Consider the following 10,124-nt stretch of genomic DNA (forward strand, 5'->3'; position numbering starts at 1 on the left):
GTGTGGTCTCTAGCGATTGATGACGGTCACGGGGTGTGCGTAGGGCAGCTCGTCCACGGGCAACGGGAACTCCGTCTCGTCGCCGTAAGGCGACAAGCTTCCCGAACGGGTGGACGCCAGCTCGCTCACCGCGTGGTCTCCGCGCGCGGTTTCCGGCCAGCCTGCATCGACGTAGGGCTTCTTCGACTTGTTCACCATGGGCCCATTTTGGCACCTGCGACTCGTCGTGCACCAGCCCAGGTCTCTAATCTGATAAGCGATGACCGAATCAGCAGCGCCCCCGGACCTCGCCACCTGGCTCTCGTCCCGTACCGATACCGAGCTCGTCGGCACCCTCACGCTGCGTCCCGACCTGACGGTTCCTCCCCCGTCGACCATCGGTGTCCTCGCGGGGCGGGCCGAACAGCGCGCGTCGATCCTGCGTAGCGCGGACTCTCTGGACACGTTGGCGCTGACGATTCTCGAACTGCTGTCCATCGAGGGCGCCCACGAGATGCCGGTGTCTCGGGCGGAGCTCGACGCAGCCATCGACAAGCGGGCGAGCACGAAGGCCGTCGACAAGGCCTTGGTTGCGCTGCGCGAACGAGCGCTGGTGTGGGGCACCCGTTCGCTGCGGATGACCCCTGCTGCTCGCGACGCGGTGCCGTGGCGCATCGGTCGCATCCTCGATTCGCCCGAGGGGCTCACCCCGGAGCGTGTCACCGAGGCACTGGCTGCCATCGAATCCAGCGAGCGCGGGCTCCTCGAAACGTTGGCCCGCTCCTCGCCCACGGGGCGCACGAAAGACGCGGCACCGGGCACGTCGCCGGATCGGCCGGTGCAGAAGCTGCTGCGCGCGGGTCTGCTGATCTGGCTCGACGAGCAGACGGTCGAACTCCCGCATCAGGTCGGTCAGGCCCTGCGGGGCGAGCCGATCTCGGACCCCACCTCGCTGACACCGCCGAAGCCGCAGACCACCAAGTACCCGCTCGGCGACGTCAATGCCGCTGCCGCGGGCGAAGCGCTGGAGCTGATCCGGCACTGCGGGGCGGTCATCGAATCGCTGTCGGTCACACCGGCACCGGCGCTGAAAGCAGGCGGACTCGGCGTGCGGGAGGCCAAGCGGATCTGCAAGGCCACCGGTCTCGACGAATCACAGGTCAGTCTGCTCGTCGAGCTCCTCGCCGCGGCGTCGCTCATATCGAGCGGCACCCCGGACCCACTGCCGTCCAACGACTCCGGTGACGACTATTGGGCGCCCACGGGCGCCGTCGACTCCTGGATCACGGCGACACCGGCCTCTCGGTGGCACACCATCGCCTCCGCATGGCTCGAACTGGCACGCGCCCCCTGGCTGATCGGCATGCGCGACCCCAACGACAAACCCGTCGCCGCGCTCTCGGAGGAAGTGCGGTCACCCGCTGCACCGCGGGACCGTCGCACGATTCTCGAATACGTCGCCGAACTCGGTTCGGGCGTCGCGACGGCACCGATCGACGTCTCGCGCGGCCTGGGCTGGCGACGACCCCGCTCGGCGGCACGCTTCAACCCCAGGCCTGTGCAGAAGATGCTCGACGAGGCGACCACGCTCGGCATCGTCGCCCGTGGTGCGTTGTCGACGCCGGGTCGTGCGCTGCTGCACGGAGGCGACGCCGAAGCCGCGATGCGGGACGCATTGCCGACGCCCATCGACTACGTCCTCGTCCAGGCCGACCTGACCCTCGTCGCGCCAGGACCGTTGGAACCCGAACTGCACGACCGCATCGAACTCGTCGCCGACGTCGAATCCGCCGGCGCCGCCACGATGTATCGCATCACCGAGGACAGCCTTCGCCGGGCCCTCGACGTCGGAATGAGCGCGACCGAACTGCATTCGCTGTTCGCCACGCACTCGCGCACCCCGATTCCCCAGGGCCTGAGCTATCTCATCGACGACGTAGCGCGCCGCCACGGGCGCCTTCGCGCCGGTGTCGCCTCGTCGTTCGTCCGGTGCGAGGACCCCGCGCTTCTCGCCGAAGTACTCGCGTCACCGGCCGCGGAACAGCTTGCACTGCGGGCTCTCGCGCCCACCGTCGCGATCTCGCAGGCGACGCTCGCCGAGGTGATGAACGTTCTGGGCACCGCAGGGTTCGCACCTGCGGGCGAGGACGCGAACGGCACCATCGTCGACCTGCGCAGCCGAGGGGCCCGCGTACCCGTTCGTCGCAACCGGCCGGGCTACCGCAGCCCCGCCGTCCCCACCGAAGAACAGCTCGGACGGCTGGTTACCGAACTGCGCGCAGGCGAGCGAGCGTCCAGGGCAGGCGGTCAGACCGTCCGCTCCGATGGAACCAGGGCAACCGGCACCGCGACGCTCGCGCTGCTTCAAACCGCGGTCAAAGTCCGTCGAAGTGTCACCATCGGCTACGTCGACGCCCAGGGAACCGCCTCGCAGCGCGTCGTCGATCCCATCGGCGTCGGCAGTGGCCAACTCGAAGCCTTCGACCCGGCCACTGGTGAAATCCGACGGTTCACCCTGCACCGAGTCACCTCCGTCGCACTGGTCGACTGAAACGTTCTCGGGTGGGTGTAGTGGCACTCACATGCGCCGGACGCAGCAGACGTGGACAATGGAGAAGTTGCGCACTTTCGGGCGCGACGGGAAGTTCTCTAGGAGGAACCGGTGACCGACGGACCCTTGATCGTTCAGTCCGACAAGACGCTGTTGCTCGAAATCGACCACCCTCTCGCCGGTGAAGCGCGCGGTGCGATCGCGCCGTTCGCCGAGCTCGAGCGCGCCCCCGAGCACGTTCACACCTACCGCATCACTCCGCTGGCTCTGTGGAACGCACGCGCGGCGGGTCACGACGCCGAGCAGGTCGTCGACGCGCTGGTCAACTACTCCCGCTACGCGGTGCCGCAGCCGTTGCTGGTCGACATCGTCGACACAATGGCCCGCTACGGCCGACTGCAACTGGTCAAGAGTCCGGTTCACGGTTTGTCGTTGATCAGCCTGGATCGAGCGGTGCTCACCGAGGTCATGCGGCACAAGAAGATCGCGCCGATGCTCGGAGAGATGGTCGACGAGGACACCGTCATCGTGCATCCGAGCGAGCGCGGTCACCTCAAGCAGATGCTGCTCAAGATCGGTTGGCCCGCCGAGGACCTCGCGGGCTACGTCGACGGTGAAGCACACCCCATCGACCTCGACACCGAGGGTGGCAAGTGGACGCTGCGCGACTACCAGGAGATGGCGGCCGATTCGTTCTGGGCCGGCGGGTCCGGAGTCGTCGTCCTTCCCTGCGGCGCAGGCAAGACGATGGTCGGTGCCGCGGCGATGGCCAAGGCGAAGGCAACGACGCTGATCCTCGTCACCAACACCGTCGCCGGGCGGCAGTGGAAGCGCGAACTCATCGCTCGCACGTCGCTCACCGAGGAGGAGATCGGCGAGTACTCGGGCGAGCGCAAGGAGATCCGCCCCGTGACGATCGCCACGTACCAGGTCATCACGCGCCGCACGAAGGGTGAGTACAAGCACCTCGAGCTGTTCGACTCGCGCGACTGGGGTCTGGTCATCTACGACGAGGTCCACCTGCTGCCCGCACCGGTGTTTCGCATGACGGCCGACCTGCAGTCTCGTCGGCGACTCGGATTGACGGCGACGCTGGTGCGTGAGGACGGGCGCGAGGGCGACGTGTTCTCGCTCATCGGCCCCAAGCGGTACGACGCACCGTGGAAGGACATCGAGGCACAGGGCTGGATCGCTCCGGCGGAGTGCATCGAGGTTCGGGTGACGCTGACCGATGCCGAGCGGATGGCCTACGCGGTGTCCGAGCCCGAGGAGCGGTACAAGCTCTGCTCCACGGCACACACCAAGATCGCGGTGGTCAAGTCGATCCTGGCCAAGCACCCCGATGCACCGACGCTGGTGATCGGGGCGTACCTCGACCAGCTCAACGAACTCGGCGAAGCCTTGAACGCGCCGGTGATCCAGGGTTCGACCAAGAACAAGGAACGTGAAATCCTGTTCGACGCCTTCCGCAAGGGTGAGATCCAGACCCTGGTGGTCAGCAAGGTCGCGAACTTCTCGATCGATCTACCGGAAGCGTCTGTCGCAGTTCAGGTTTCGGGTACTTTCGGGTCTCGCCAGGAGGAGGCCCAGCGGTTGGGTCGTCTGTTGCGTCCGAAGCACGACGGCGGCCAGGCCCACTTCTACTCCGTCGTCTCGCGGGACACGCTCGACGCCGAATACGCGGCTCACCGACAGCGTTTCCTCGCCGAGCAGGGCTACGCCTACCGCATCACCGATGCCGACGACATGCTCGGACCGGCGATCTAGGTTTCGTGCTACTAATGTCCGTGTGCGCCAGTTCGAGTTTCCCGTCGATGTAGACCACGCCAAATCGGTGAACGAAACGATGGCCGACGTGCGCAGACTCCGCCTGTCGGCCGTGGTCACCGCCGTCGTCCTCGTGGCGGTGGCCGCATGGTTCTTCTGGCTCGGCCACCCGTGGTCGTACATTCTGGGCGCCGTCTTCGTCATCACCGCGGCCACGTCGCTGTGGGTGACGGTGTGGGCGCCGCGCAAGGTCGGAACTGTCGAAGACCTGTACGCGAAGGGCAGTTTGATCCCGGCCGTCGTCGCCGAGAAGCGGGCACGCGGGGTCACTCTGCTCGCGTTGGTCGACATCGCGAAGCCGGACGTCGCAACCCCGCATTACGCGCTGGTCACGCGTAGCGTGCGTACGCTGCCCGGGCACGAGTTGGTCGAGGGCGAGCTCGTGCCGTCGGTATCGGTGCTGGCCGACCGCAACAAGAACACCATCGGCGACACCTGGCAGATGGTGTCGCCGATGCCGATCGCGTGGGGCACCACGGACGCCGCGGTGATCGAGCGGGCGACCGCGGAGATCAGCGAGGCCGAATGGTCGTTGCTGGTGGCCAATATCGGGCTGTCGGAGAAGGTGCGCGGATCGGAGAACCAGCAGCTGCTGGTGGACCCACACGACCTCCCCGACGACATGCCCTGACCTGAACGAACGGTCACGCAAGCGCCGGGACGACCTCGCGCTCGAAAAGTTCGATGCCGGTGCGGTCGTAGGCCGCTTCGGGAAAATAACAGATGCTGTAGTCGAGGCCTGTACTCTTCAGCGCGCTCAGGTTTTCCACGATCTGTTCCGGCGTACCCACTCCGGGGAGTCCGCGGAAAGCGTCGAGCGAGGCCGCCGCTTTCTCCGCGCCGACGTATCCGGTCATCCGGTCTTCGAGTTGCTTCAGCCGATCCTCCACCTCGGCCTCGGTCGTTCCGATCGCGATGTTGTAGTTGGCCGAACGAGTGATCGCGTCGAAGTCGCGGCCCAGATCGGCGCAATGACCTTTCAGCAGTTCCGATTTGCGGGTGAAGACGTCGAGGGTTCCGTCGAAATTTGTGTAGTCGGCGTACTTGGCCGCGATCTTCAGCGTGACCTTCTCGCCTCCGCCGGCGATCCACAGTGGAATACCGCCGTCCTGCAACGGTTTCGGCCACACACGGGCGCCGTCGACCTTATAATACTTTCCGTCGAGCGTGGCCGAGCCGGTCTGCCAGGCCTGCTGCATGATCTGCACACCCTCGTCGAGCGCACCCAATCGCTGTCCGCCGGAGGGGAATCCGTAGCCGTACGCGCGCCACTCGTGCTCGTACCATCCCGCTCCGATGCCCATCTCGAGACGCCCGCCCGAAATGAGGTCGACGGTCGCCGCCACCTTCGCCAGATACGCGGGATTCCGGTAGGCCATCGACGTGCACATCTGGCCGAGACGGATTGTCGACGTCGTTGCCGCGAACGCGGACATCAGCGTCCACGCCTCGTGCGTTGCTTCCTCCGTCGGTTCGGGAACGGTGTGGAAATGGTCGTAAACCCACAGCGATTCCCACGGACCCGCTTCGGCCGCCACGGCAATATCTCGCATCGTGTTCCACTGCTCCGCCGGGTCGATACCGACCAGATCGAGCCGCCAACCTTGAGGAACGAACATTCCGAATCGCATGGCCCGAATACTACTGACGCACACGGGACGCATCCCGCGTTCCTACACTGTCCGTTCATGGGCCCCAGCACGCTCGCCGAACGCTTTCAGTCGCATCGACGCCACCTCATCGCCGTCGGCTATCGAGTGACCGGAAGCATCGTCGACGCCGAGGATGCGGTGCAGGAGAGCTGGCTCAGGTTGAGCGCGGCCGACGCCGAGTCGATCGACGACCTGCGCGGTTGGCTCACCACCGTGGTCGGACGAATCTGCCTGGACCGGCTCAAATCCGCGGCCGTGCGTCGGGAGAGCTACGTCGGCCAGTGGCTACCGGAACCCGTGGTGTCCCCGTGGGGTACCGCGCCCCTCGACCCTCTCGACGTTCTCGCCGCGGACGAGGACACCCGTCTTGCTGCCCTCGTCGTGCTGGACACCCTGACGCCGTCGCAGCGCGTCGCCTTCGTGCTGCACGACGGTTTCGCCGTCCCGTTCGACGTCGTCGCCGAGATCCTCGACGTGGCACCGGCCACCGCCCGGCAGCTGGCGTCGCGAGCCCGTAAGCAGTTCGGCACCACCCCGGAGCCGGTGGCCGATCCAGAGCACGAGGCCGCTGTCACCGCACTGATGACGGCGATGGCGAGCGGCGATCTGGCCCGCGTCGTGGCGGCTTTGCATCCGGACTGCCGCATTGTCGGCGACAGCGGAGGTACGACGAGCACCGCGTTGCGTGTCGTCACCGGGCCGCAGAAGAGCGCGCGCTTCCTTCTGGGACTGCTGCGGAAATTCGGACCCGAATTGGCCGCATCCATGCGTCCCGTCGCGGTCAACGGCCAGCTCGGCCTGTACAGCACCGGTGTCGCCGGCAACCGCTCGTCGCCCCCGAGGGTCAACGGCTTCACGGTGCGCGACGGCCTGGTGTGGGCGTCCTACGATTTCGCCAACCCGGCCAAGCTCCGAGGGGTCACTTCTCTGCAGGAGATTCCCACGGAACCCGACATGCGTCCCCCGAGCTGAAACCCTGTTCGGTCACACCGAGCGCCGAGTACACCCGGGCCCGCATGTTCTCCAGCCCCACCTGGTACGTCAGCTCGACCACTCCGGCGCGGCCGAAGCGTCGTTCGAGATCGGCCACTTGCTCGTCGGTGACCGCAGTCGGTGTCGCGGTCATCGCGTCGGCGTATGCGCAGGCCGCTCGTTCGTCGTCGCTGTACTTGTCCGAGGTCTCGTATGCGCCGATGTCACGCAGCCGGTCGACGTCGAGCCCGTCCAGTCTCTGCAGCATCGTTCCGAAGTCGACACACCACTGGCAGCCGAGGGTCCACGCGACTCGATAGACGGCCAGTTCGCGAATGTTCACCGGAAGCGTCGTCGACGCCTTCTCGGCGGCCAGTTCGTGGGCCAGGGAGGCGAAGAACACTCTCGGTTGGTGGGCGAGAACAGCGAACGGTTCCGGCACCTCGCCGACCCTTCGCGCAGCAGCCCTGTAGGCGGTGCGAACGAGCACGGACGCGTCTTGCGGTGCGACGGGAGGTATGCGCGACATGTTGAATCTCCTCGATGAGTTGTGATGCGGATACCACCAGGACGAGATACCGGTACGAGATGTGACACCAGCTACGCTGCAAGAATGTCCGCGGAGCAACAGAGCCGAACCGTGCAGCGCCTAAGGCCCTTCGGTTCCACCATCTTCGCCCAGATGACGGCACTGGCGGTCGAGAAGAACGCCGTCAATCTCGGGCAGGGTTTTCCGGACACCGACGGACCCGCATCGATGCTCGCCGCAGCGCAGGATGCGATCGCGTCGGGCCTCAATCAGTACGCGCCAGGACCGGGCATGCCCGTCCTGCGCAACGCCATCGTCGCCGACCGCGCGCGCAACTACGGTATCGAGTACGACCCAGCGTCGGAGGTTCTGGTGACCGTCGGCGCGACCGAGGGCATCGCGGCAACCGTGCTCGGCCTCGTCGAGCCCGGCGAAGAGGTATTGCTCATCGAGCCCTATTACGATTCGTACGCGGCCGCCGTCGCGCTCGCGGGCGCCCAGCGCAGCACGGTACCCCTTGTTGCCGACGGATCTGGCTACGCCCTCGACCTCGACGCCCTCGAACGTGCCGTCGGCCCGAAAACCAGAATGCTGATCGTCAACTCGCCGCACAACCCCACCGGCACCGTTCTGAGCCGCGCCGAACTGACGCGCATCGCCGAGATCGCTTGCGCGCACGACTTGCTCGTTCTCACCGACGAAGTGTACGAACGCCTGACGTTCACCGGGTCCGAACACGTTCCCCTCGCCACCCTCCCCGGCATGTTCGAGCGCACCGTCACCGTGTCCAGCGCCGCGAAGACGTTCAACGCCACGGGCTGGAAAACGGGGTGGGCACTCGGCCCGGCCCAGCTGATCGACGCGGTGCGCGCCGCGAAACAGTTCATGACATTCGTCGGCGGAACCCCGTTCCAACCTGCTGTGGCGCACGCCCTCGAACACGAGGGTCGATGGGTGACGAATCTCCGCAGCGAACTCGAACGCAAACGCGACGTGTTGTCCTCGGCGCTCGGTGAGGCCGGCCTCGCGGTGAAGGCAAGCAACGGAACGTATTTCCTCTGCGCCGACGTGTCACCACTCGGCGAGACCGATGCCATCGACTTCTGCCGATCGCTACCCGACCGAATCGGAGTCGCGGCAGTACCCGTCACCGCATTCGTCGACGAACCCGGGCCGTGGAAGACGTTGGTGCGCTTCGCCTTCTGCAAGAAGGATGCCGTCCTGAACGATGCAGCCGGCAGACTGCTCGCACTCCAGTAGCGACGATGTCAGCCAGAACAATCCCCACAGACTTCGTCGTCAAGGCCGTTTCGCTCGCCGCCAGCGGCGGAGTCGATCTGTCCTATCCTCTGTCGATCGCCGGCATCGGCCCGGACACCCTCGATAATCCGCATTCACGGTTGACGGCCGAGCAGGTCACCCTGTTCACCCAGGCTACCTGGCAGTTGACCGACGACGAGCTTTTCGGTTTGGCTTCGACGCCCATGCGGCGCGGCAGTTTTCGCGTCATCTGCCTGACGCTCATTTACTGCCCCGACCTGTCCTCGGCGATGGAGCGTATGTCCGAGACCACCCGTGTGGTGTCCGGGATGCCACCCATGCTGATCACACGTGGGGAGAACACGACGAGGCTGACCATTCCTCCCGCCGACAACAGCCACTTACCCGAGGATGCACGCGAAGTGGCCGGCCAGCTGCTCGTGGACTTCCGCATGGTGCTGGTGCACCGATTCGCAGCTTGGCTCATCGGCGGCCGAGTGAAATTGCACTCGGTGGAACTGCCCTACGAGCTGGACGACCCGACGACTGGCAAGTTGTACGACCGCATGTTCGGAACCCACGTCACGTTCGGAGCGCCCGCTGCGGTTCTCGAGTTCGACAACTCCGCGATGCGCGCCCCGATCGTCCAGACGGAGGAGTCGCTCGCAGACTACCTCCGCGAATCACCGAACCTGCTGTTCACTGCTCGGGACTACGACAGCACGGCCACCTCCCAGGTACGCCGGGCACTGGAACAGGGCGTGCACGGCAGGGCACCCAACACCGACGCGATCGCCGACATGCTGTCGGTGAGCAGCGCGCACCTGCGCCGCCTTCTGCGACAGGAGGGCACGTCCGTCAATCAGATCCGCGAGGAAGTTCTGCGTGACGCCGCCATTTCGGGCCTGAGCCGCGGTGACTCCGTCGACGACATCTCGAACCGGCTCGGGTTTTCCGAGCCGTCGGCGTTTCGTCGGGCGTTCAAGCGCTGGACCGGTCAGACGCCGGGGTCGTACCGCTAGCAGAGGCAGAACTCGTTGGCCTCCGGGTCGGCCATGGTGATCCACTGAAACGGGCCCTGCTCACCGCGGTGCAGAATGGACGCGCCCGCCGCGACCAGGTTCTCGGCCACCGTCTCGCGTTCGTCGCCGACACGTAGGTCCAGATGCACGCGGTTCTTGCCCGACTTCTTCTCGGGCACCGATTGGAACAGAACCCGCGGACTACCTGGTCGGTCCGGGTCGACGACGGCCGCGCCCGCCTTCCACACCAGCTTGCCGTCGAAGATCATTGTGTCCTCTTCTGCGGCTCGCCCGGCCTCGACCAGGCCGCGGATGAAGTCGCCGTCGGATGG

At 66.2% G+C, this 10,124-nt stretch carries 10 protein-coding genes; 6 read left to right on the forward strand and 4 right to left on the reverse strand.

Translation table 11 applies throughout. The annotated features are described in order from the left end of the window. Positions 1–9 precede the first annotated feature (9 nt). Positions 10–198 (reverse strand): hypothetical protein, encoded by a 189-nt coding sequence (locus WBQ44_RS09225; protein ID WP_495566402.1) that lies wholly within the window; start codon positions 196–198, stop codon positions 10–12. 61 nt (positions 199–259) lie between these two features. On the opposite strand from WBQ44_RS09225, the gene WBQ44_RS09230 reads away from it, so the two are divergent. From WBQ44_RS09230 to WBQ44_RS09240, 3 genes are all read left to right on the forward strand, one after another. Beyond that, positions 260–2,530: a helicase-associated domain-containing protein gene (locus WBQ44_RS09230; RefSeq protein WP_495566403.1), complete on the forward strand. Its 2,271-nt coding sequence runs from the start codon at positions 260–262 to the stop codon at positions 2,528–2,530. A gap of 111 nt (positions 2,531–2,641) precedes the next feature. Continuing rightward, a complete protein-coding gene (locus WBQ44_RS09235) occupies positions 2,642–4,297 on the forward strand; it encodes a DNA repair helicase XPB (protein ID WP_495566404.1) in 1,656 nt (551 codons plus the stop codon). A 22-nt stretch (positions 4,298–4,319) separates the two neighbouring features. Continuing rightward, positions 4,320–4,988: a DUF3239 domain-containing protein gene (locus WBQ44_RS09240; RefSeq protein WP_495566405.1), complete on the forward strand. Its 669-nt coding sequence runs from the start codon at positions 4,320–4,322 to the stop codon at positions 4,986–4,988. A gap of 13 nt (positions 4,989–5,001) precedes the next feature. Here the strand turns inward: WBQ44_RS09240 and WBQ44_RS09245 are convergent, their stop codons facing one another. Then, complete coding sequence (locus WBQ44_RS09245; protein WP_495566406.1) at positions 5,002–5,988, reverse strand: LLM class F420-dependent oxidoreductase; 987 nt, start codon at positions 5,986–5,988, stop codon at positions 5,002–5,004. Between the two features lie 57 nt (positions 5,989–6,045). On the opposite strand from WBQ44_RS09245, the gene WBQ44_RS09250 reads away from it, so the two are divergent. Next, positions 6,046–6,981 carry a sigma-70 family RNA polymerase sigma factor gene (locus WBQ44_RS09250; protein ID WP_495566407.1) on the forward strand — a complete coding sequence of 312 codons (936 nt, stop codon included), beginning with the start codon at positions 6,046–6,048 and terminating at the stop codon, positions 6,979–6,981. Here the strand turns inward: WBQ44_RS09250 and WBQ44_RS09255 are convergent. Further along, positions 6,929–7,510 (reverse strand): carboxymuconolactone decarboxylase family protein, encoded by a 582-nt coding sequence (locus tag WBQ44_RS09255; RefSeq protein WP_495566408.1) that lies wholly within the window; start codon positions 7,508–7,510, stop codon positions 6,929–6,931. The two genes, WBQ44_RS09250 and WBQ44_RS09255, sit on opposite strands and share 53 nt — an antisense overlap. 84 nt (positions 7,511–7,594) lie before the next feature. Between WBQ44_RS09255 and WBQ44_RS09260 the strand changes: the two genes are divergently transcribed. Further along, positions 7,595–8,770, forward strand: coding sequence for a pyridoxal phosphate-dependent aminotransferase (locus WBQ44_RS09260; protein ID WP_495566409.1), 1,176 nt, complete (start codon positions 7,595–7,597; stop codon positions 8,768–8,770). 5 nt (positions 8,771–8,775) lie between these two features. Then, positions 8,776–9,792, forward strand: coding sequence for an AraC family transcriptional regulator (locus tag WBQ44_RS09265; RefSeq protein WP_495566410.1), 1,017 nt, complete (start codon positions 8,776–8,778; stop codon positions 9,790–9,792). Here WBQ44_RS09265 and WBQ44_RS09270 read toward each other — a convergent pair. Then, on the reverse strand, positions 9,789–10,124 hold a 336-nt coding region (locus tag WBQ44_RS09270), incomplete at its 5' end, for a VOC family protein (protein WP_495566411.1). The two genes, WBQ44_RS09265 and WBQ44_RS09270, sit on opposite strands and share 4 nt — an antisense overlap.

Source organism: Rhodococcus sp. (in: high G+C Gram-positive bacteria) (assembly GCF_049591685.1).
Classification (GTDB): Bacteria; Actinomycetota; Actinomycetes; order Mycobacteriales; family Mycobacteriaceae; genus Rhodococcoides.

Excerpts from the sequence above, each read along its gene's own strand:
- WBQ44_RS09225 (WP_495566402.1), bottom strand. The coding sequence starts at position 198 with ATGGTGAACAAGTCGAAGAAGCCCTACGTCGATGCAGGCTGGCCGGAA.
- WBQ44_RS09230 (WP_495566403.1), top strand. The coding sequence starts at position 260 with ATGACCGAATCAGCAGCGCCCCCGGACCTCGCCACCTGGCTCTCGTCC.
- WBQ44_RS09245 (WP_495566406.1), bottom strand. The coding sequence starts at position 5,988 with ATGCGATTCGGAATGTTCGTTCCTCAAGGTTGGCGGCTCGATCTGGTC.
- WBQ44_RS09250 (WP_495566407.1), top strand. The coding sequence starts at position 6,046 with ATGGGCCCCAGCACGCTCGCCGAACGCTTTCAGTCGCATCGACGCCAC.
- WBQ44_RS09255 (WP_495566408.1), bottom strand. The coding sequence starts at position 7,510 with ATGTCGCGCATACCTCCCGTCGCACCGCAAGACGCGTCCGTGCTCGTT.
- WBQ44_RS09260 (WP_495566409.1), top strand. The coding sequence starts at position 7,595 with ATGTCCGCGGAGCAACAGAGCCGAACCGTGCAGCGCCTAAGGCCCTTC.
- WBQ44_RS09265 (WP_495566410.1), top strand. The coding sequence starts at position 8,776 with ATGTCAGCCAGAACAATCCCCACAGACTTCGTCGTCAAGGCCGTTTCG.